We start from the raw sequence: 19777 nt of genomic DNA on the forward strand, positions 1-19777 counted from the left end.
CAGGTTTAGACCAGCGTTGCGGCAGGGTCCATCACCGCTTTTTCTTCCAGAATAGCTTTCCCCGAAGGGTCCGCCCTATCGCTTGCGAAATGTCAGATAATGCTGCGGACGGCCCTCGCGGATCGCCTTTTGTTCATAGCGCGTCGATATCCAGTCGGACCACGGCCGGCGCCAGTCATTCGACCCCTCGGCCAGCCAGTCAAAGCCGAACTGCGGCACCTGCTCCAGTGTTTGGCGCACGTAATCGGCAATGTCGGTCGCCACGCGAAACTCCGCGCCGGGTTTCAGGACCCGCGCCAGCGGCTCCAGATGTTCGGGTGTGACGAACCGGCGACGATGGTGGCGCACCTTGGGCCAGGGGTCAGGATAAAGCAGAAACGCCTTTGAAATCGATGCATCCGGCAGCACGTCAAACATGTCGCGCACATCACCGGGATGGACGCGCAGGTTATCAACGCCCGCCGCGCGAATTTTACCCAACAGCATGGCAACGCCGTTGATATAGGGTTCGCAGCCGATAATCCCGATCTCGGGGTAGGTCGCGGCCTGATGCACCAGATGTTCCCCACCGCCAAACCCGATTTCGAGCCAGACGTCCTTGCCACCAAACAGCGCCGCCGGGTCAATCCTGGTGCGGTCGGGGTTCACATCCCAGCCAATCGCACCGGGCGACAGCGCCTCAAGGTCTTCCTGCAGATAGACCTCTTGCTTGGGCCGCAGGGATTTCCCCTTGAAGCGACCATAGAAATTGCGCCACGGGGCGCCCGAGGGGTGTTTATCAGTCATGGCGCAGCCCTTAGCCCGAAGGGGTGACGCGTTACAAGCCCGCGCGCTTGACCTCATTGCGCATACCCAGCCACATGAACAGCCGGGTCGTGAGGGTGATCACGACATAGACGATCGCCACGAACAGCGCCGTTGTGGCGGGATCTTGTGCCAGGGCGCGCCAATCGCTGCGCCCCGCTGGCGTTCCAAAGGCGATCAGGTTCGCAACGACCATCGCCGCAACCGTCATTGAGATAATCACCCCTGCCCCGATCAGCGCCAGTTTCCACCCCTCGCCCAGACCAAAACCACGGGCTTCGGTGCGAAAGAACTTGCCCGCCAAAAGCATCGGCGCAGCAATCAACAAGGCGACGACGATCCCGATGCTGGCCGAGCCGCCAAACAGATAATACGCGACACCGGGTGCAAACCGGAACATCGCGGCGGCGAGTGCGATCACGGCGATCAGACTGAAGGCATAGCAGATGGCAAAATAGCCGATGTAATAGCCAAGCGATTTCTTCATCTTGTCAGCTCCAATAATCCGCGACGCATTTGCCACGGCTTGGCAAATCGACAAAGTTGCCTAAGCCGTCAAAATGCCGGATCGGGATTTCGGCGACCGCATCCGGTTCGGCCAAACGCAGGTTCACCGCAATCCGGTGGCGGCCCAGCGCGTCAGGCGGGATACCGCGCCAAAACGCGACACAGCCGCAAGTCGGGCAAAAGTGAAATGCGATCTCGCGGTCACCACGAATATAGGCGCGCGTGTCGCCTGTGTGGTGAATACCGATCCCGTCGTAATCATAGGCCCAGAGCACACCGTAGCGGCGACAGACCGTGCAATTGCACGCGGTCGCGCTGTCGGGGGTGCCGGCAAGCTGCCATGTAACGGTGCCGCAATGGCACGCACCTGTGATCATTATCGCCTCCGAAAACGCCCCGAACCTAGACGGGCACGGGGCGATTGGGAATCTCTTTTTGTGCTTTGGCTCAGACCGCTTTTTTCAGCGCCTCGACCAGATCGGTGCGCTCCCAGCTAAAGCCGCCGTCGTCCGAGGGTGCGCGGCCAAAGTGGCCATAGGCTGCGGTGCGTTGATAGATCGGGCGGTTCAGGCTGAGGTGCTCACGAATACCGCGCGGGGTCAGATCCATGATGCGCGGAATTGCCGCCTCGATCAAAGCGGCGTCAATATCTCCAGTGCCGTGCGTATCGGCGTAGATCGACAGCGGGTGCGACACGCCAATCGCATAGGACAACTGGATCGTGCAGCGTTCCGCCATACCCGCCGCGACGATGTTTTTCGCCAGATAGCGCGCCGCATAGGCGGCTGATCGGTCAACCTTGGTCGGGTCTTTGCCGGAAAACGCGCCACCGCCGTGGGGTGCGGCGCCGCCATAGGTATCAACGATGATCTTGCGCCCCGTCAGGCCCGCATCGCCATCCGGCCCGCCAATCACGAACTTGCCGGTGGGGTTCACATGCCAGACGGTGTCGGGCGTGACCCACCCATCGGGCAGCTCGTCCAGAATATAGGGTTCCACGACGGCGCGCACATCGGCGCTGGTCATGTTTTCATCCAGATGCTGCGTGGACAACACGATCGAACTCACGCCAACCGGCTTGCTGTCGCGATAGATCACCGACAACTGCGATTTCGCATCGGGGCCAAGCGTGGGTTCGGTGCCGTTCTTGCGCACTTCGGCCAGACGGCGCAGGATGGCATGGGAATACTGGATCGGCGCGGGCATCAGCGCATCGGTTTCCGTTGTCGCATAGCCGAACATGATCCCCTGATCGCCTGCGCCTTCGTCCTTGCCCGTCGCCGCATCAACACCCTGCGCAATATGCGCGGATTGTTCGTGCAGCAGGTTCGTGACCTTGACGGTCGCATGGTGGAACTTTTCCTGCTCGTAGCCGATATCCTTGATGCAGGCGCGGGCGATATCCTCGATCCGACCCATATAGTCGTGCAGCTTGTCCTTGTCAGACAGGCCCACCTCGCCGCCAATCACGACACGGTTGGTGGTGGCGAATGTCTCGCAGGCGACGCGGGCTTCGGGTTCTTCGGCCAGAAAGGCGTCCAAAACGGCATCCGAAATGCGGTCGCAGACCTTGTCGGGGTGGCCCTCGGACACAGATTCCGAGGTAAAGATATGGTTGGGACGTGTCATGGGAAGTGCTCCGTTAGGTTCAGGTTGCCACGTCAGGAAGCCGTTGTGACAACGTTATTACTGAATCGGACCTAGGGGGCGTCAGTGCCTTCGTCAATGGTCAAACGCTTGCGCGTGGCAATCCCGATCAAACTGGCGATCAGCAGCAACACCACGACCGGCCAATCACCCCAGCGGGCATAACGCGTGACCGGCAAAACGGGCGGCAGCGCCACGTCAAGCGATCCGGTTTCATTCAGCGCGATCCGTCCGGTGATACGGCCACGGGGGTCGATCATGGCAGACACACCGGTATTTGCGGCCCGCACCATAGGAAGCCCCTGTTCAATCGCGCGCATCCGCGCCTGGGCAAGGTGCTGATACGGCCCCGCCCCGGTGCCGAACCATGCGTCATTGGTGATGAGCAACAGCAGACGCGGGCGTGGATCGGTGGCGTTCATTTCCTCGGCAAAGATCCCCTCGTAGCAGATCAGCGGGCGGGCCAGACCGATACCGGGCAGATCAACGATCTGGCCCGAAGCACCGGCACTGAAACCGCCGCCTTCGGTGGCGGCCATCCCGTAAATCCCGAACCGCGACATCAGATCGCCAAAGGGCACATATTCCCCGAACGGCACCAAATGGGACTTGTCGTAAAGGCTGCGCACCTCGCCCGCGCGGCCCAGCACAGCCAGCGAATTGTAAAATTCCCCGACCCCTTCGCGGCGCTGAATACCAATCACTGCGGGGGCGCCGCGCGCGGCATCCGAGATATCCGCAAGCACAGGCGTGGCATATTCGAGCAGATAGGGCACCGAGGTTTCGGGCCAGACAACCAGGTCAGGCGTCGCGCCTTCGGCCGTCATCCTGACGGCCCGTTCAAGAAACACCGGCGCCATGGCCGGATCCCACTTTTGGTCCTGCGGTGCGTTGGGCTGGATCAGGCGCACAATTGGCGCATCAACGGCAGCGACAACGGGTTGCGGGGCCGGCGACAAATAAATGACCGCGACCACGACAACAATCGCGAGTGGGTAAACCAAGGTGTTGATTTCGCGGGCCGCCCATATGGACAGGCCGATTACCAACAGCAGGGCCAGCGTCACACCGTGCGGCCCGATGATCGCCAGCAATGGCGCCGCCGGGGTATCAAGCATGGCTTGGGCGATATTGGCCCAGGGAAAGCCGGTAAATATCGTGGCGCGCAGGTATTCAAACGCCGTCAGCGCAACAGCCAAGGCAATGACAAGGCGCAGCCCCTTGCCACCCATCCGCCGCGCCAGCCAAAACGCCACCGCCCAGAACAACGCACCACCCGCCGCCATCAGGAACAACGCAAAAGGGGCCATCCAGCCATAGCGTGCGGCATCAACCATAAAGGGTTCGACGATCCAGCGCAGCGCATGGGCAAAATAGCCAAAGCCCAGGGCCCAGCCCAGCCAAGCCGCCCCCGCGCGCTGCGGGTGGACATAAACAGGGCAAAGACCAGACCAAGCCCGATCACGAACACGACGGGCAGATCATAGGGGGCTTGCCCCAGGGCCATGACAGCACCCAAGACCGCAAAGCCTGCGCCGCGCGCGGCCCAATGCAAGCCCATCACACGCGTGGCAAACACAGGATCAACCATCAGCCGCGCTGGGCAAACGCACGCGCAAGCGCTTGATACGGCGGGGGTCGGCCTCGATCACTTCGAATGCGGGCCCATCGGGGTGTTCGATGATCTCGCCGCGCGATGGCACATGACCGGCCAGCATGAAGACCAACCCGCCAAGCGTGTCGATTTCTTCCTCGTCGATTTCATCGTGATCGGTCAGGGTCATGCCGATCTCGTCCTCGAAATCCTCCAACGGGGTCTTGGCCTCGGCCATGTAGACGCCCGGCTTTTCGCGCAGCCAAAGTTCGTCTTCGTTCAGATCGTGTTCATCCTCGATTTCGCCAACCACCTGTTCGATCAGATCCTCGATGGTCACAAGCCCGTCGGTGCCGCCGTATTCATCAATGACCAAGGCCATGTGGATGCGCTCTGCCTGCATCTTTTGCAGCAGCACACCCAATGGCATCGACGGCGGAACAAACAGTAAAGGGCGCACGAGCGCGCGCAGATCAAACACCTTGGATTTGCCGTTGAATCCGTGGGTCAGCGCAAAATCCTTGAGATTGGCAAACCCGATGGGCGTGTCCAGTGTTCCGTCAAAGACGGGCAGCCGGGTCAGCCCGCTTTCGCGAAACACCTGCACCAGATCGTTCTTGGAAATCGTTGCGGGCACGGCCACGATATCGGCCTTGGGAATCGAAACGTCTTCGACCCGCATCCGTCGCAGGTTCAACATGCCCGGAACAGGGGCGCCAGACCTGTCGGCGCGCGCGCCATTACTGGCATCATCCTCTTGGGATTCGGCTGGGCTCAGCGCATCAATAATGCGGCTGAAAAAGCCGCGGTTACTTATCTCTGTCGGGTCGGTCTGCGCGCTTTGCGCAGCGCTAGAGGACCCCTCGGTCGTGTCGCCCATCTTCTCCTACCAGTTAAAGGGCCGAATATGCGGCCAAGCGTGATGCGTTACGTGATCCTATATGGGTCGGCAATGCCCAGTTTGCCAAGTATTTGTGTTTCCAAGCCTTCCATGAGGGTGGCATCCGCGTCACGTTCGTGATCATAGCCCAGCAAATGCAGGGTTCCGTGAACGATCAGATGGGTGCAATGGGCGGCCATCGTGCGCCCGGCATCGGCGGCTTCGCGCGCACAGGTGTCATAGGCGATGGCGATATCGCCCAGTTCGGGATCGGCGGGGCGTTTGGGCTGGTCCCCGTCAATGTCGGCACCGCGTTCCTCGGACGGCCATGACAGCACATTGGTCGGGGTGGGCTTGCCGCGAAAATCGGCGTTCAGATCGGCGATGCGGGCGTCATTGCAGCCCATCAGGCTGATCTCGCAGGCATCCGGCACACCGAGATCGGCAAAGGTCGCCGCCACGGCCTCGCTCGCCAACCCGGCAAGACCCGCCGCCTGCCATCGTTTGTCTTCAATGATGACGTCAACGCTCATGTGGCTGGGTCATCCGCCTCGTAGGCCTCGATGATGGCGGCGACCAGCGGGTGACGCACCACATCCTTGGAGGTGAAGTAGTTAAAGCTGATGCTGGGAATGCTGTTCAGCAGACGTTCGGCATCGCGCAGGCCCGACGGCACACCGCGCGGCAAATCGATCTGGGTGCGGTCCCCTGTGACCACCATGCGCGAGCCTTCGCCAAGACGGGTCAGAAACATCTTCATCTGCATGGTTGTGGCGTTCTGCGCCTCGTCCAGCACCACAAAGGCATTGGCCAGCGTGCGACCGCGCATGAACGCCAGCGGTGCAATCTCGATCCGCTTTTCCTCGATCAGTTTGGCGGCCTGTTTGCCCGGCAGAAAATCGTTCAGCGCATCATAAAGCGGCTGCATGTAGGGATCGACCTTGTCCTTCATATCGCCGGGCAAATAGCCCAGCTTTTCCCCCGCTTCGACCGCCGGGCGCGACAAAATGATCCGATCCACATGACCGTTGATAAACATGTTCACACCTACGGCCACAGCCAGATAGGTTTTGCCGGTGCCGGCAGGGCCGATGCCAAACGCCAACTCATTGGCAAACAGTGATTTCACATAGGCCTTTTGCGCATCCGTGCGCGGTTCGACCAGTTTCTTGCGGGTCTTGATTTCGACGCGTGTCGCGGGGATCAGATCCATCTGGTCACCCGATTGCGGGCCTGTTCCCGCTTCGGACCTGCCCATGCGCAACTCACGGTCAATATCGCCTGTCTCAAGGGTCTTGCCCGCCTCAAGGCGCGCATAAAGGCCGCGCAGGGCATCGGCGGCTTCCGCGCGCACGTCGTCTTCGCCCATGATCACAAGCTGGTTGCCACGACGCAAAATCTGCACCCCAAGACGGGATTCAATGGCCGTCAGGTTGCGATCATATTCGCCACATAAATCAATCAGCAAAAAGTTGTCGGGAAATTCAAGAAGCACCTCGGCGGGCGGGGCGGTGTCGGCGGGATGGGTGCGCGTGGCCAATCATATCTCCTTGGATCAGGTGCCTGTTTTCATCGTGGCAAGATGCGCAGGCGGGCGCAAGCACCCATCGGAAATTGTCACATAATTGAAACGAAAAAGGGCCGCAGCATCCGCAGCGGCCCTTTTCTTGCGATTAACACGAACGCGTCACTGGTGCGACATCGAAACCTAGTGAACCGCCTGATACTGGCCCGTGTAGGGCAGCACAGGCACCGTTTCAACGCGGACCGGGACCGGTTCACCGGGCACCCGATCGGGAATGCCCGGCGTGCCGCTCTGGTATGGTCCGTAAACCACGCCAGGCTCACCGATGCAGACAGGCAGACCGGAAACCGGATCAAGACGGTTACTTGCGCGCCCCTCGACACCGTCATCAATGATCCACGCCTGACAGCCGTCAGGTGTGACCGCTATCCCGGCATTGTCATTGAAGTTGCCGCCCGCGTCACGCCCCAGATCGCCCGCAACCGCGATGTAATCGTTAGGGCCCTGGAATCCACGCACGCCTTCGAAACCTTCAGACGTCACACAAGCCGAAAGACCGAATGCCACCACGCCAAAAGCTGCTATTTTCATATTTTTCATGATTACCACCTGTAGCAGATTACTTCGACACGACGATTCTGCGCCATTCCGGCAGCAGTGCCGTTCGTGGCAATCGGGCGTGTTTCACCGAACCCCATTTCGCGTTCGATTACGGCACCGACACTGCGGCCAACATCGGCCACGGCGCGTGCGCGACGCTCGGACAGGGACTGGTTGTAGGCAAGCGATGCGCGGCTGTCGGTGTGACCGTAGACGGCATAACCGCCGACGCCAGCTTGGGTAAAGACCTCTTGGAGGCGGGCGCGCGCAGCACGCGTCAATCGGGCGCTGTCGGTTTCGAACATGGTATCGGTGTTGCCGATAAAGCAGCTGTTCACCTTCATGCAGACCGGACGCCCTGTTTCCGGATCAAGGCGGTTCACCTGATATTGTTCGATGCCGCCATCGGCCATCCAGTGCATGCAGCCATCCGGATCGACCCAGATGCCCCACTGAATGCGTCCCGATTGCTCGCCGCGCTGCTGCGCCGACAAAGCGGGCGTCAAGGCCCCGATTACGGCTATGGCCGCGAGGCCCAGCCTGAGATATTTCATTAGATTTGGCATTCCAGATCCCCCATGACAGCCATTGCGCGTGCCTTTGATGTGTCAGGGTTGCCCCTGGTCGGCATTATGTTGCCGGTTCTTGACTTCATCTTGGCACACCCCTTCGAAAAACGTCCGGCACGGCCGCCTGTTACCACGCCCTCGCAAGACAAACTCTATACGTGTCCAATGGTTAGCAATTTTGAGTCGAAAAGAAAGGACTATTCACCACATATTGTGTCTCAATTCGCAACAATCGCGATATTCGCGCCAGATTGTCCTGTGGACAACCCGGATAACGCCACAATCCGAATGGTTTGCGCGCCAAAGTTAACACAATGTGAAACTAGGCCACCAAGGCGCCACGCAGCGAATTCGTGACCGACTCGACGATTCTCACTTTTCGAATCTCGCCGATCGCTTCGGGGGGGCGATGGCGTGAACCGCATGAAGGTATTCGGATTTTCCGATCAGCTGGCCCGCAAGGCGGCCCTTCTTTTCGAACAGGACCGACACGTCGCGCCCGACCATTGAATCCTGCGCCGCGCGCTGCTGCTCGGTCAAAAGCGCCTGCAACCTGTGCAAGCGCTCGGTCGCCAATCCGTCATCAATCTGCGGCTTTTCGGCGGCGGGCGTGCCGGGGCGGGTGGAATACTTGAACGAATAGGCCTGCCCGTAATTCACGGCGCGGACCAGCGCCATCGTCTCCTCGAAATCCTGATCGGTTTCGCCCGGAAACCCGACGATGAAATCGCCCGACAGCAACAGGTCGGGACGGGCGGCGCGGATACGGGCAATCAGGTCGATATATTCGGCGGCCGTATGCTTGCGGTTCATCGCCTTGAGGATGCGATCACTGCCCGACTGCACGGGCAGATGCAGATAGGGCATCAGCTTGTCACAGCTTGCATGGGCGTCGATCAGCGCGCTGTCCATGTCGTTGGGATGGGAGGTGGTAAACCGGATACGCGCCAAACCGTCAATCTTGTCCATTTCCCAGATCAGCCCGGCAAGACCATCCGCGTGGCCGTGATAGGCGTTCACGTTCTGGCCCAGCAGGGTGATTTCGCGCACCCCAGCGGCCACCAGATCGCGGGCTTCCTGCACGATACGATCCGCGGGGCGGCTGACTTCGGCACCCCGTGTATAGGGAACCACACAGAAGGCGCAAAACTTGTCGCAGCCTTCTTGCACGGTCAAAAATGCGGTGGGGCCGCGGGCAGCCTTGGGGCGCGACGCCAGTTCGGTGAATTTGTCCTCCTCGGGGAACTCGGTATCGAGCGCCTTTTCGCCACGCGCCACGGCCTGTTCCATCGCGGGCAGGCGGTGATAGCTTTGCGGCCCGACAACCAGATCAACCATCGGCTGGCGGCGCATGATTTCTTCGCCTTCGGCCTGCGCAACGCACCCGGCCACACCGATTTTCAGATCGGGCTTGGCATCATGCAACCCTTTCAGGCGGCCCAGCTCGGAATAGATCTTTTCGGCCGCCTTTTCGCGGATGTGGCAGGTATTGAGCAGGATCATATCCGCCTCATCCGCCGACTGGGTCTGCACATAGCCATTCCCGCCCAGCGCCTCGGCCATACGCTCGCTGTCATAGACGTTCATCTGGCAGCCGTATGTTTTGATAAACAGCTTCTTAGGGTCGGACATGATATGGGTCTCTGATAACACTGGCAGGATTGGCGGCGTTCCTACAGGTAGCGGCGAGCGCTTGCAATGCAGGCCGATTTGACAGACTTTGGCGAAAAGACGCGGAAACAGAATAACCCGATGCAATTCGACAGTGTAGATGCCTTCTTCAAATCCGGTCAGGCGCTTGTGGTCAAAGGCCCCGTTGCGCTGATCCTGATCGAAGACAGCGTCGAGGTTGATTCAACCCTGCGCCACCATCTGGACGCCGGTTTCAAATCGGTGATCGCCTTTGCAAGCGACGATATCACCATCGCCAAGGACCTGCGTGACCGTGTGCACCGCGTAACCTTTGACCCGCTGTCCGACGCGGCCCTTGAAACGGTCGTCAACGGAACGATCCGCATCGCCGGGCCGAATGTCTGGCTTTATTACTGCTATAACGCCGAATACCTGTTTCATCCGTTTTGCGAAAATCGGACCGTGGGTGAAATGATCGCCTTTAACGTCGAAGAACGGCGCGACACGATCCTGACCTATGTCGTCGATCTATATGCCGGCGATCTGGGGCAGCATCCGTCGGCTGTGTCGCTTGAGGACGCGCATCTGGACAAGTCGGGCTATTACGCCCTGGCGCGCAAGGACCGCTGGAGCAATGATCTTGAACGCCAGCTTGATTTCTTTGGCGGGCTGCGCTGGCGGTTCGAGGAACATATCCCCGCGCCGCGCCGCAAGATCGACCGGGTTGCGCTGTTCAAGGTGAAACCGGGCCTGAAAATCAGTGCCGATCACACCTTCAACGATCCTGAATACAACACCTACGCCTGCCTCTGGCACCATAACCTGACAGCGGCGATCTGTTCGTTTCGCACTGCCAAGGCGCTGAAACGCAATCCGGGCAGCACCTTTGATATCGAGACCTTCCGCTGGCATAACTCGGCGCAGTTCAACTGGCATTCGCAGCAATTGCTGGATCTGGGGCTGATGGAACCGGGGCAGTGGTTTTAGGGTAACGTGGGTCAGGACCCACCTTACGCCAGCAACGCATGCCGCTGGTCATGCACTACCCCATCCCGGTGCACGGAACTGAACGGCCAGTCCTGCGGCCGCGCCACAAGACCCGCCTGCACGGGTGCGCTATGGATAAGGCGGCGGTGACGGTCCAGATCGGCAGCGTCGCGGATCATATGTTCCCAGAACCTGCGCTGCCAAATCCCCTTTTCACCGCGCGCCGCATATCCTGCGGGCAGATTGATAGCGGGCGCAACATGGCGCGAGAACGCCGATTTCAACAACCGCCAACGTTTCGAGAAATCCGCGTCATCTGCGGGCATGACCCAGATCATATGCACGACTTCGGGCAGGACCACCGCCGCGTCAATCTGGAATGGCCAGCGTTTGCGGGTCAGCGCGACGGCAGTGCGCAGCAACCCCACCTCGCGCACAAGTAGATCCGAGCGGCGATCAAGTAGGCGGGCGGTGAAAAAGTAGGTCGCACCGGGAACGTATAGACGGCGATAACGGCTCATCGGGGCAGGATGGCGCGCGTTTGGTAAACGGCGGGTTAATTTGGTAAACGGCGGGTTAATAATGTAAGGTGGGTCTTGACCCACGTTACCCCCGCCGCAGCCGGATCACGACATCGACCGACGCTATCTCGGCCCCTACAGGCGCGCGCGGCAGGCGGTTGATTTCAAGCTGGTCCGCAGGCGCATCCGACAGGGTGCCGGTATCTTCCCAATAGAAATGCGGATGATCCGTCATATTGGTGTCAAAATAGCTCTTCGCGCCGTCCACGGTGATTTCACGCAACAACCCGGCATCGCAAAACGCCCGCAAGGTGTTGTAAACAGTGGCCAATGACACGCTTTCGGCGCCGGCACCGGCGGCGTCAAAAAGGCTCTCGGCAGTCACATGCCGGTCTTGCCCGTCGCCCACCAGCAAGGTCGCAAGCGCCACCCGCTGACGGGTGGGGCGCAGGCCCGCGTCCGTCAGCCACTGCGTTCCGCGTGTGATTGTGTCCTGTGTCATGGGCATCCTGCGCTCCTGTCGCCTGACAATATGGGCGAAAACCTGACAGTTTCAATTGTAAATCGACCCACGCCCGCCAGGCGGCACCCGCAGTCAGCCTTGCGCCAGCGCGCGCCACGGTGCTAGACCGCCTTGGAATGTAACACCAAAACGGGGCCGTATATGTCCACCTATCCAAGCAGCTTTGACAAAGACGACCTTTTGAAATGCGCCCGGGGCGAGCTGTTCGGGATCGGCAATGCCCAGCTTCCCGCCCCGCCCATGTTGATGATGGACCGGATCACGGATGTGAGTGCCGATGGCGGTGCCCACGGCAAGGGCCACATCACCGCCGAATTCGACATCACCCCCGACCTTTGGTTCTTTGAATGCCACTTCCCCGGCAACCCGATCATGCCCGGCTGTCTGGGTCTTGACGGCTTGTGGCAATTGACCGGTTTCAACCTTGGCTGGCGCGGCTGGCAGGGGCGCGGCTATGCCTTGGGCGTGGGCGAGGTCAAACTGACCGGCATGGTCCGCCCCGACCGCAAAATGCTGACCTACAAGATTGATTTCACCAAAGCGATCCAGACCCGCCGCCTGACAATGGGCGTCGCTGATGGCATCGTCGAGGCCGACGGTGAGGTGATCTATCAGGTCAAGGATATGAAGGTGGCGTTGAGTGAGAGTTGAGGGCAGCCCGTGCAACCAAGATAGGAGCAACAAGCAATGAAGTTCTTCATGTATGTTCTCTTTGGAAACGCATTGCTTGCTTTCGCCGTCGCTTTCTATCTTCAAGCCGTCCTGTTGTTGAAAGTGATGAGAGCTTCCAATAATGGGATGGGCATCGGCGATTCAAATAGCGTCCAAGCCAATCTGATGCGTTTTATTAACGGTGAGATTTGGCCGGACTTGCGCTGGAAATGGTCCCGTGCAGTGTTGTGGCTTGCCTGTAGCGTTGCACTACTTTTCGCGCTTGGTTTCGCTTTCCAAGATAGTATTTAGCACGGCGATCCCTGCTAGAGACTTCCCCTTTAGCTGCTTTTCTTAACGCTGTAGGGCGAGTTTTCACCTCACTTTTTTTGTGAGATCGAAATCCACTCTAACCATCTGACTAGATCTTTCTCAAAACCGCACCGCCGCGCCCGAACCGAGGGGTGGGCGTAAGCGCCCGCCCCGTGGGGGCGGTTCGGGCGCTGCCAAATCCTTGATTTGGCAGGTGGCGTTTAGCAACGAGGGGAAACATCCCACCCCACTTGCCCCGCCTTCCCCTCTCGCCTACACAAAGTCGAAGCCAAGTAAGGGAGCAGCCATGCGCCGCGTCGTCGTCACAGGTCTGGGGATCGTATCCCCCATCGGGAACACCGCCGCCGAGGTCGAAGCCTCCTTGCGTGCAGGCAAATCCGGCATCGTCGCCAGCCCGGAAATGGCCGAACACGGGTTTCGCAGCCAGATCGCCGGCACCCTCAAGATCGACGTGACCGAACATGTGGACAAACGCACCCTGCGCTTCATGGGTCCGGGGGCCGCCTATGCCCATATCGCCATGACCCAGGCCATCGCCGATGCGGGCCTTGACGAGACCACGATCAGCAACCCGCGCACGGGGCTGGTCGCCGGGTCCGGCGGGCCATCGACCAGCGCAATGTTTGCCGCCCACAAAGTCGTGGAAACCACCGGTGCGACCAAACGGATCGGGCCGTTTGCCGTGCCCAAATGCATGTCCTCGACGATCAGCGCGAACCTGTCCACGGCCTTCAAGATCAAGGGCATCAACTATTCGATCACCAGCGCCTGTTCCACCAGCCTGCACTGCATCGGCAACGCCGCCGAACAGATCATGATGGGCAAGCAGGACGTGATGTTCGCGGGCGGCGGCGAAGAACTGGACTGGACCCTGTCCTGCCTGTTTGACGCGATGGGCGCGATGAGCAGCAAATACAATGACACACCGGAAAAGGCCTCGCGCGCGTTTGATGCGGGCCGCGACGGCTTTGTGATCGCGGGCGGTGGCGGGATCGTCGTGCTGGAAAGCCTTGAACACGCCCAGGCCCGCGGTGCCAAAATATACGCCGAAGTCACCGGATATGCCGCCACATCTGACGGCCACGACATGGTCGCTCCGAGCGGCGAAGGCGGCGAACGCGCGATGCGTCTCGCCCTTGAAACGATCCCCGAAGGGCGCAGCGTCAGCTATATCAATGCCCACGGCACATCGACCCCCGTTGGCGACGTGGGCGAGGTCGAGGCCGTGCGCCGCGTCTTTGGCCAAGGCGCCACACCGCCGATCAGTTCGACCAAATCCATGACCGGCCATTCGCAGGGAGCGACCGGCGCGCAGGAAGCCATCTATTGCCTGCTGATGTTGCAAGGCGACTTCATCGCGCCCTCGATCAATGTGGAAACGCTTGACCCCGCGCTGGACGCTGCCGAAATCGCGACATCGCTGGTGGAAAACGCAGGGCTGGATACGGTAATGACGAACAGCTTTGGTTTTGGCGGCACCAACGGATCGATGTTGCTGAGCAGGTTTCGCGGCTAGGTCCAACGCGCGCCGTGCAGCGACAGGCCCCGGGGTGACGATTTGACCTATCTACGCGGCACTTTATGGTCGCCAAGCACATCCTACTTATCAGCATCGTGCCTACATCAACCAAATCCCCAACCCGGCGGGGCGGCCTGTCGATGCACGGCGGCTACGCCTTGACTCCGTGCGGGGAGCCAAGGTCTGGTGAGCGGACGAAACGAACATTGACCCCTAGGTAAGTCCAGCCTCGCGAAGCTCGGACTCCAGCATTTCGGTTAATGACTGATCCTTAAACGGCTCGTGCCGACAAAACGTCTCAAGCGAAAAACTTGGATGTGCTGCCTGCAATTGGGTGATGGTCGCCCGCGCAGCCTCCTTCCGGCCAGCAAGCCCAAGTGCCGTTGCCAGCAAGGTATACCCATAGACCGTGCCTGGAACGCGGCGACGATAATCCTCCGCAAGCGAGACGGCTTCGTCATGTTCACCAAGTAGGCTGAGACATTGCGCAAAATAAAACAGCGTGTCATCGGCGACGTATTCTGAGGCACTGATGTGTTCGCGATATATTTCCCGGGCCCGTTCGAAGTTTCCGGCATAGAGGTGAACCCAAGCCGTTATCGCACGCGTGTACAAGAAGCTTGGCCCCGCCCGAAAGGCTTCATCGGCCCGCTTGGTCGCCCGATCAAAGTCGCCCTCCAACACAAGAAGGGCGGCGTCCAATTGAATTACATCCGGCATGTCGGGGGCGACAGTGACAAGTGAGTCCGCAAGATTACGGCACTTCCTCAGGGACTGATCGGGATCAAAGACGTGGCTTGAACGCCCATCAAACCAATAGGTCCATGCTTCCCCAACCCGCGCATCAAGATAGGCGGGATCGTGACGAAGGGCTTCACGATACAAATGCCGGGCGGCGGTATTGCCGCTTGCAGTGTATTTGAAATGTTCAAGCACAGCCTGATGAAATCGTTCCCAGGCCTTAACGCTTCGCGTGCGACGATGAGCCATCCTGGCAGCCTCGCCTTCGGTCAACGCGATCTGAGTTTCCGCTATAATGTTTCCAGCGATGTCGTCCTGAATTTCGAATATGTCTTCAAGCTCCCGGTCATAGCGGCGCGAGAAGATGATTTCGTCGGTCGCTTGCTTCAATAGCTGAGCGGTTACGCGCACTTTGTTGCCAGAAATACGAACCGAACCCATAAGAACCGTCTCAGAATCAGGATTGCCATCGCGTGACGGCGCGTTTCTGTTCTTGAAGGAATATCCTGAATGCTCGGCTGTAACGTCGAGATTGCGCAGCATGGAAAGGCGCGTAATCAAGTCCTCGCTTAAGCCTTCCGCAAACGCCACATGTTCGTTGTTGCTGACAATGCTTTTGAATGCCCGGATGAAGACGCCGCGATGATGGGCGTACTTGGGTAGAACAGGTGCATCTGGCACCCATGTGCCATTCAGCCTGTAGCCTTTCCGCGGTAGCGTTTGAATGATGGTTTGGTTGGTATCCTTAAGCGCTCGCCGAATTTCCGAGATGCACTGAACAAGGCTGTCATCGGTGACATGTGTGTCACCCCAAACCGCCGCAATCAAGTCTTCCTTCCCAACTGCTGCCGCGTTGTGCTGTGCCAGAAATTGCAAAACCTGAATGCTTTGATTCCGGAGTGTCACCGATGCACCTGTGCCTTCACGCAGTTCCCCGTTGGCGCATTCAAAAACAAAGGCACCCAGCAACAGAGTACCAGCAAATTTCGTCGCGATTTCGTCGCGGTTTCGGGACATTTCACCTCACGATTAGCACCATCATTACTACAGGCCGGTCGGCTCATCGACAAGCACGGGCTCGATCCAGGCATTTGAAACAAGGAAAGGACATAAGATGAAACGCGCAATTTTTAGCTTAATCACCTCAGCAGTCATTTCAACTCAAGCGACCGCACAGTCGGCGACCGAAACGTTTTGCGGTGTCGGACATTCAAACGAAATACTACTCACAGGACCAGTGCTTGAGAACCCCGACGGGTACTATGTGAGTGGTCTCAAGACCCAGCTTTCCCACGGTGATGACCGGATCATCGAAGCAACGGGAACAGAGTTCTATGTTTGCACGAGGCCGGCATCGACGCCCGACATGACCGTAACCGGTGCGATCCATGCAAGCGATCGGCGGGAGGTATCGTACTTGTTCGTACCCATTCGTCCGCGCCCCGCCGGTGCGAACTCCTGAAGAGCGCAAACAATCGAGCCCGGATCTGCGGTTTAGCGGATTGGGCTCAAGGACGACCTTCGCTTCCCGACGGACCAAGGTCGCCAGCCCAACCCGCAACCCGGCCAACACCCAGACCGGCCTCAAGCCGCAGGCGCCGGTCTGATGAGCAGCCCGCCCCATACATCCCCCAACCCCAATCCCACGCCGAAACCTTGACCTTGCGTCCCTTTCCGGCGCAAACCTGTTCCAATTGGCGAGGAGCGGATAATGATAACAATGAACGGAAAACGCGGCCTGATCATGGGTGTCGCGAACGAACGCTCGATTGCCTGGGGAATTGCTGCGGCGATGGCCGAGGCAGGTGCGGAGCTGGCGTTCTCTTATCAGGGTGAAAATCTGCTGAAACGGGTCGGGCCACTGGCCGAAAGTATCGGCAGCACCCTGTTGGTCGAAACCGATGTGACCGACGATGCCTCGATGGACCGCGCCTTTGCGATGCTGAAACAGGAATGGGGCAAGATTGATTTCGTGGTCCACGCCATCGCCTATTCCGACAAGGAGGAACTGACGGGCCGGATCACCAACACCAGCCGCGCGAACTTCCAGAACTCGCTGACGATCAGTTGCTACAGCTTTATCGACGTGGCGCGCCGTGCGGCCGAAATCATGCCCGATGGCGGCACGCTGCTGACGCTGACCTATGAGGGCAGCACCAGGGTCACCCCCAATTACAACGTCATGGGCGTGGCCAAGGCAGCACTGGAAAGCGCCACACGCTATCTGGCAACCGATCTGGGCGGGCAAGGTATTCGCGTCAACGCTATATCACCGGGTCCGATGAAAACGCTGGCGGGCGCGGCCATCGCAGGCGCGCGCCGCACATTCCGATACGCCGAGGCCAACGCGCCGATGAAGGCCAACGCCACGCTGGCATCCATTGGCGGCACGGCGGTTTACCTGGCCTCGGACGCAGGCGCGTTCACGACAGGCGAAGTAATCCACGTTGACGGCGGCCTGCATGTCATCGGCATGCCCCAGATCGAGAACCTCTGACACAATGGCAACGCTGATGATCGTCGTTGGCGTTCTGATGTGCCTTGCCACAGCCTATGCCCTGCGCGGCGGGCTGTTCGCCCCGCGCAAAACGAAAATTGTCGGGATGGACCTGCGGGGGCTGGCCTTTGGCGCGCTGTCTGTCGCCGCGGCGATGTGGTTTTTCGGGCCACTGTTTGGCATCGCGATCATCATTGCCGTCGTGATCCATGAATACGGCCACGTGGCGGCTTTTCGGGTGGCAGGCCATGCCGACGCACGGTTTCGCCTGATCCCGCTGATGGGCGGCGTGGCGATTTCCGACACGATGCCCGACAGTCAGGAAAAGGATTTCTTTATCACGCTCATGGGGCCCGCCATCGGGTTGGGACCGATGATACTGGCCCTTGGTCTGTCAGGCATCATGTGGGACATCAGCGAACAGGCTGCGGTATTCCTGTCCACCTTCGCGGTGGTCACGGGCGCTTTGAATTTCTTTAACTTGCTGCCCGTCTGGCCGCTCGATGGGGGGCATATGATGCGGGTGATCGCCCATGCGTTCTGGCCGCCGCTGGCCTATTTGCTGGCCATCGCCATGTCCGCCGCCTTGGTAATTACGGCCATCGGCATGCAGTCTTATGTGTTGCTCTTTTTTGCGCTGCTGGGGGTGCACAGCCTTGCATCGTCCGACATGCTGGCCCAGGTTGAGCACCCGCTGTCACGCAAACGCGCCCTGTTGGCGACCGGGGCCTATTTTTTTACCGCCGCGACATTCTTTGTCGGCGGCGGCTACAGCTTTTTCCAGCGCTTTCTTTAGTCCCACCAAGGGCCGTGCTGGCCCTTGCGCCCATCGATATGTTCAAAGCCATGCCGCCCGAAAAAGTCGCGTTGTGCCTGCACCAGATCGGTCGTGCCACGCGCCTGCGCCATGGTATCGACAAAGGCCAGCGCCGCCGTCAGGGCGGGCACCGGATGGCCCGCCGCGATCGCCGCTCCGGCCACACGCCGCAGGGCCGGGATGGCGGCTTTCAATGTGTTGGCAAAGGCTGGGGTCAGGAACAACTGCCCCTGTGGCATGTCCCCGCGAAAGGCCGCCGAAATATCATCAAGCAAGGCCGACCGGATGATGCACCCCGCCCGCCAGATCTCGGCGATCCGTGCGAAATCCAGCGCCCAGTCATAGGTTTCGGACGCGGCGGACAGAATGCGGAACCCTTGGGCGTAGGCGATGATGCGCGCCGCCAGCAGCGCCTGTTCGTAATCGCCATCGGGCAAGGACACCGCGCCGCGATGGCCACCCAAAATACCTTCGCCCACACTGCGCGTTTCCTTTTCCGCCGACCAGCCGCGTGCGGCCACAGCCGCTTCGATGGTGCTGGCGGATTGGCCCATTTTCAGCGCTTCAATCACGGTCCAGCGGCCCGTCCCTTTTTGACCGGCCTTGTCCTGGATGATATCGACGGCGGGCTTGTCACCACTCACCGCCTGCAAGACAATCCCTGTGATTTCAACAAGGTAGCTTTGCAACGGGCCCTTGTCCCACGCCGCGAAGACCTTGCCGATATCAGCCGGATTGCGCCCCGCGCCATAGCGCATCAGCCCGTAAACTTCGGCGATGAGCTGCATATCGGCGTATTCGATGCCGTTGTGAACCGTTTTGACGAAATGCCCCGCCCCGTCGGGGCCAAGGTGATCGGCGCAGGGCGCGCCATCAAATTTCGCGGCGATCGCATCAATCATCGGCCGAATCGCATCCCAGGCCTGCGCAGTGCCACCCACCATGATCGAAGGACCGTGACGCGCGCCTTCCTCGCCACCCGACACGCCCATGCCGATAAATGTCAGACCAGCGGCCTCGACGGTCTCGGTGCGGCGGCGGGTGTCGTTGAAATCGGCGTTGCCCGCATCAATGATCGTATCACCCTTGTCCAGAAGCGGAATCAGCCGGGTAATGGCGTCATCCACGGGCGCGCCCGCTGGCACCATCAGGATGATCGCGCGCGGGCTGGGCATATCGCGTGCCATCTGGTCCAGATCGTTATGCGGGGTCAGGCGCGCGGCCAAGTTACCCGCCTCGTCGACGAAATCGGCGACCACGCTGTCAGTGCGGTTGGACACATGCAGCGCAAAGCCGTTGTCGAGAATATTCAGCGCCAGCGCGCTCCCCATCGTGCCAAGGCCATAAAGACCCAGATTTGCCAGTGATTTGCCCATGCGATTCCCCATTGCGTGGCCGCAAACCTAACCCGCTGACCATTGCGCACAAGC

22 protein-coding genes, 1 pseudogene and 1 riboswitch are annotated in these 19777 nt (G+C 59.8%); of the genes and pseudogenes, 7 read left to right on the forward strand and 16 right to left on the reverse strand.

Annotated features, from left to right (window positions below; all coding sequences use genetic code 11):
- Nucleotides 1–75: 75 nt before the first annotated feature.
- From FTO60_RS12660 to miaB, 12 genes and pseudogenes are all read right to left on the reverse strand, one after another.
- Complete coding sequence (locus FTO60_RS12660; RefSeq protein ID WP_172623891.1) at nt 76–786, reverse strand: tRNA (guanosine(46)-N(7))-methyltransferase TrmB; 711 nt, start codon at nt 784–786, stop codon at nt 76–78.
- A gap of 31 nt (nt 787–817) precedes the next feature.
- Nucleotides 818–1291, reverse strand: coding sequence for an ABZJ_00895 family protein (locus tag FTO60_RS12665; protein ID WP_148056298.1), 474 nt, complete (start codon nt 1289–1291; stop codon nt 818–820).
- A gap of 4 nt (nt 1292–1295) precedes the next feature.
- Nucleotides 1296–1688 (reverse strand): GFA family protein, encoded by a 393-nt coding sequence (locus FTO60_RS12670; RefSeq protein WP_148056299.1) that lies wholly within the window; start codon nt 1686–1688, stop codon nt 1296–1298.
- A 70-nt stretch (nt 1689–1758) separates the two neighbouring features.
- Nucleotides 1759–2940, reverse strand: a complete 1182-nt coding sequence (gene metK, locus FTO60_RS12675) for a methionine adenosyltransferase (RefSeq protein WP_148056300.1) — start codon at nt 2938–2940, stop codon at nt 1759–1761.
- Nucleotides 2941–2946: 6 nt separating this feature from the next.
- Nucleotides 2947–2995, reverse strand: a riboswitch (SAM-SAH riboswitch).
- A gap of 16 nt (nt 2996–3011) precedes the next feature.
- Nucleotides 3012–4358, reverse strand: a complete 1347-nt coding sequence (gene lnt, locus FTO60_RS12680) for an apolipoprotein N-acyltransferase (RefSeq protein WP_148056301.1) — start codon at nt 4356–4358, stop codon at nt 3012–3014.
- Entirely contained in the window at nt 4244–4549 is a 306-nt protein-coding gene (locus FTO60_RS17745) for a hypothetical protein (protein WP_172623892.1), read from the reverse strand. Before FTO60_RS17745 ends, lnt begins: the two co-directional genes overlap by 115 nt.
- Nucleotides 4542–5432 (reverse strand): hemolysin family protein, encoded by an 891-nt coding sequence (locus FTO60_RS12685; protein WP_148056302.1) that lies wholly within the window; start codon nt 5430–5432, stop codon nt 4542–4544. Before FTO60_RS12685 ends, FTO60_RS17745 begins: the two co-directional genes overlap by 8 nt.
- Before the next feature lie 47 nt (nt 5433–5479).
- Nucleotides 5480–5965, reverse strand: coding sequence for an rRNA maturation RNase YbeY (gene ybeY, locus FTO60_RS12690; RefSeq protein WP_148056303.1), 486 nt, complete (start codon nt 5963–5965; stop codon nt 5480–5482).
- A complete protein-coding gene (locus tag FTO60_RS12695; protein WP_148056304.1) occupies nt 5962–6972 on the reverse strand; it encodes a PhoH family protein in 1011 nt (336 codons plus the stop codon). Before FTO60_RS12695 ends, ybeY begins: the two co-directional genes overlap by 4 nt.
- A gap of 168 nt (nt 6973–7140) precedes the next feature.
- A complete protein-coding gene (locus FTO60_RS12700) occupies nt 7141–7557 on the reverse strand; it encodes a hypothetical protein (RefSeq protein WP_148056305.1) in 417 nt (138 codons plus the stop codon).
- A 2-nt stretch (nt 7558–7559) separates the two neighbouring features.
- Nucleotides 7560–8111, reverse strand: a complete 552-nt coding sequence (locus tag FTO60_RS17975) for an OmpA family protein (RefSeq protein WP_302849691.1) — start codon at nt 8109–8111, stop codon at nt 7560–7562.
- A gap of 337 nt (nt 8112–8448) precedes the next feature.
- A pseudogene (gene miaB / locus FTO60_RS12710) lies at nt 8449–9758 on the reverse strand (tRNA (N6-isopentenyl adenosine(37)-C2)-methylthiotransferase MiaB).
- A gap of 120 nt (nt 9759–9878) precedes the next feature.
- Between miaB and FTO60_RS12715 the strand changes: the two are divergent.
- Nucleotides 9879–10745, forward strand: coding sequence for a hypothetical protein (locus tag FTO60_RS12715; RefSeq protein WP_148057153.1), 867 nt, complete (start codon nt 9879–9881; stop codon nt 10743–10745).
- A 23-nt stretch (nt 10746–10768) separates the two neighbouring features.
- Here the strand turns inward: FTO60_RS12715 and FTO60_RS12720 are convergent, their stop codons facing one another.
- Nucleotides 10769–11266 carry a transposase gene (locus FTO60_RS12720; RefSeq protein ID WP_148056306.1) on the reverse strand — a complete coding sequence of 166 codons (498 nt, stop codon included), beginning with the start codon at nt 11264–11266 and terminating at the stop codon, nt 10769–10771.
- A gap of 85 nt (nt 11267–11351) precedes the next feature.
- Nucleotides 11352–11768, reverse strand: coding sequence for an iron response transcriptional regulator IrrA (irrA, locus tag FTO60_RS12725; RefSeq protein WP_148056307.1), 417 nt, complete (start codon nt 11766–11768; stop codon nt 11352–11354).
- A 162-nt stretch (nt 11769–11930) separates the two neighbouring features.
- On the opposite strand from irrA, the gene fabA reads away from it, so the two are divergent.
- The 3 genes from fabA to fabB all read left to right on the forward strand — a co-directional run bounded on the left by fabA (nt 11931) and on the right by fabB (nt 14289).
- Complete coding sequence (fabA, locus tag FTO60_RS12730; protein WP_148056308.1) at nt 11931–12440, forward strand: bifunctional 3-hydroxydecanoyl-ACP dehydratase/trans-2-decenoyl-ACP isomerase; 510 nt, start codon at nt 11931–11933, stop codon at nt 12438–12440.
- A 36-nt stretch (nt 12441–12476) separates the two neighbouring features.
- Nucleotides 12477–12752 (forward strand): hypothetical protein, encoded by a 276-nt coding sequence (locus tag FTO60_RS12735; RefSeq protein ID WP_148056309.1) that lies wholly within the window; start codon nt 12477–12479, stop codon nt 12750–12752.
- A 307-nt stretch (nt 12753–13059) separates the two neighbouring features.
- The gene (fabB, locus tag FTO60_RS12740; protein WP_148056310.1) at nt 13060–14289 is read left to right on the forward strand and encodes a beta-ketoacyl-ACP synthase I; all 1230 of its coding nucleotides are present in this window, start codon (nt 13060–13062) and stop codon (nt 14287–14289) included.
- A 216-nt stretch (nt 14290–14505) separates the two neighbouring features.
- Here the strand turns inward: fabB and FTO60_RS12745 are convergent, their stop codons facing one another.
- Nucleotides 14506–16050 (reverse strand): winged helix-turn-helix domain-containing protein, encoded by a 1545-nt coding sequence (locus FTO60_RS12745; RefSeq protein ID WP_148056311.1) that lies wholly within the window; start codon nt 16048–16050, stop codon nt 14506–14508.
- A gap of 97 nt (nt 16051–16147) precedes the next feature.
- On the opposite strand from FTO60_RS12745, the gene FTO60_RS12750 reads away from it, so the two are divergent.
- The 3 genes from FTO60_RS12750 (at nt 16148) to FTO60_RS12760 (ending at nt 18326) form a co-directional block, all read left to right on the forward strand.
- Nucleotides 16148–16495, forward strand: a complete 348-nt coding sequence (locus tag FTO60_RS12750) for a hypothetical protein (protein ID WP_148056312.1) — start codon at nt 16148–16150, stop codon at nt 16493–16495.
- Between the two features lie 246 nt (nt 16496–16741).
- A complete protein-coding gene (locus FTO60_RS12755; protein WP_148056313.1) occupies nt 16742–17530 on the forward strand; it encodes an enoyl-ACP reductase in 789 nt (262 codons plus the stop codon).
- Nucleotides 17531–17534: 4 nt separating this feature from the next.
- Nucleotides 17535–18326 carry a metalloprotease gene (locus FTO60_RS12760; RefSeq protein WP_172623893.1) on the forward strand — a complete coding sequence of 264 codons (792 nt, stop codon included), beginning with the start codon at nt 17535–17537 and terminating at the stop codon, nt 18324–18326.
- Here FTO60_RS12760 and gndA read toward each other — a convergent pair.
- A complete protein-coding gene (gene gndA / locus FTO60_RS12765; RefSeq protein WP_148056315.1) occupies nt 18323–19723 on the reverse strand; it encodes an NADP-dependent phosphogluconate dehydrogenase in 1401 nt (466 codons plus the stop codon). The two genes, FTO60_RS12760 and gndA, sit on opposite strands and share 4 nt — an antisense overlap.
- Nucleotides 19724–19777: the final 54 nt, after the last annotated feature.

Origin of the sequence: Octadecabacter sp. SW4 (genome assembly GCF_008065155.1) — a bacterium.
In the GTDB taxonomy this organism is placed as follows: Bacteria; Pseudomonadota; Alphaproteobacteria; order Rhodobacterales; family Rhodobacteraceae; genus SW4.

Excerpts from the sequence above, each read along its gene's own strand:
- FTO60_RS12660 (WP_172623891.1), bottom strand. The coding sequence starts at position 786 with ATGACTGATAAACACCCCTCGGGCGCCCCGTGGCGCAATTTCTATGGT.
- irrA (WP_148056307.1), bottom strand. The coding sequence starts at position 11,768 with ATGACACAGGACACAATCACACGCGGAACGCAGTGGCTGACGGACGCG.
- FTO60_RS12750 (WP_148056312.1), top strand. The coding sequence starts at position 16,148 with ATGAAACGCGCAATTTTTAGCTTAATCACCTCAGCAGTCATTTCAACT.
- FTO60_RS12700 (WP_148056305.1), bottom strand. The coding sequence starts at position 7,557 with ATGAAAAATATGAAAATAGCAGCTTTTGGCGTGGTGGCATTCGGTCTT.
- FTO60_RS12735 (WP_148056309.1), top strand. The coding sequence starts at position 12,477 with ATGAAGTTCTTCATGTATGTTCTCTTTGGAAACGCATTGCTTGCTTTC.
- FTO60_RS12745 (WP_148056311.1), bottom strand. The coding sequence starts at position 16,050 with ATGTCCCGAAACCGCGACGAAATCGCGACGAAATTTGCTGGTACTCTG.
- fabB (WP_148056310.1), top strand. The coding sequence starts at position 13,060 with ATGCGCCGCGTCGTCGTCACAGGTCTGGGGATCGTATCCCCCATCGGG.
- FTO60_RS17745 (WP_172623892.1), bottom strand. The coding sequence starts at position 4,549 with ATGGTTGATCCTGTGTTTGCCACGCGTGTGATGGGCTTGCATTGGGCC.
- FTO60_RS12715 (WP_148057153.1), top strand. The coding sequence starts at position 9,879 with ATGCAATTCGACAGTGTAGATGCCTTCTTCAAATCCGGTCAGGCGCTT.
- FTO60_RS12720 (WP_148056306.1), bottom strand. The coding sequence starts at position 11,266 with ATGAGCCGTTATCGCCGTCTATACGTTCCCGGTGCGACCTACTTTTTC.
- FTO60_RS12760 (WP_172623893.1), top strand. The coding sequence starts at position 17,535 with ATGGCAACGCTGATGATCGTCGTTGGCGTTCTGATGTGCCTTGCCACA.
- FTO60_RS17975 (WP_302849691.1), bottom strand. The coding sequence starts at position 8,111 with ATGAAATATCTCAGGCTGGGCCTCGCGGCCATAGCCGTAATCGGGGCC.
- FTO60_RS12665 (WP_148056298.1), bottom strand. The coding sequence starts at position 1,291 with ATGAAGAAATCGCTTGGCTATTACATCGGCTATTTTGCCATCTGCTAT.
- FTO60_RS12670 (WP_148056299.1), bottom strand. The coding sequence starts at position 1,688 with ATGATCACAGGTGCGTGCCATTGCGGCACCGTTACATGGCAGCTTGCC.
- FTO60_RS12685 (WP_148056302.1), bottom strand. The coding sequence starts at position 5,432 with ATGGGCGACACGACCGAGGGGTCCTCTAGCGCTGCGCAAAGCGCGCAG.
- metK (WP_148056300.1), bottom strand. The coding sequence starts at position 2,940 with ATGACACGTCCCAACCATATCTTTACCTCGGAATCTGTGTCCGAGGGC.
- gndA (WP_148056315.1), bottom strand. The coding sequence starts at position 19,723 with ATGGGCAAATCACTGGCAAATCTGGGTCTTTATGGCCTTGGCACGATG.
- fabA (WP_148056308.1), top strand. The coding sequence starts at position 11,931 with ATGTCCACCTATCCAAGCAGCTTTGACAAAGACGACCTTTTGAAATGC.
- ybeY (WP_148056303.1), bottom strand. The coding sequence starts at position 5,965 with ATGAGCGTTGACGTCATCATTGAAGACAAACGATGGCAGGCGGCGGGT.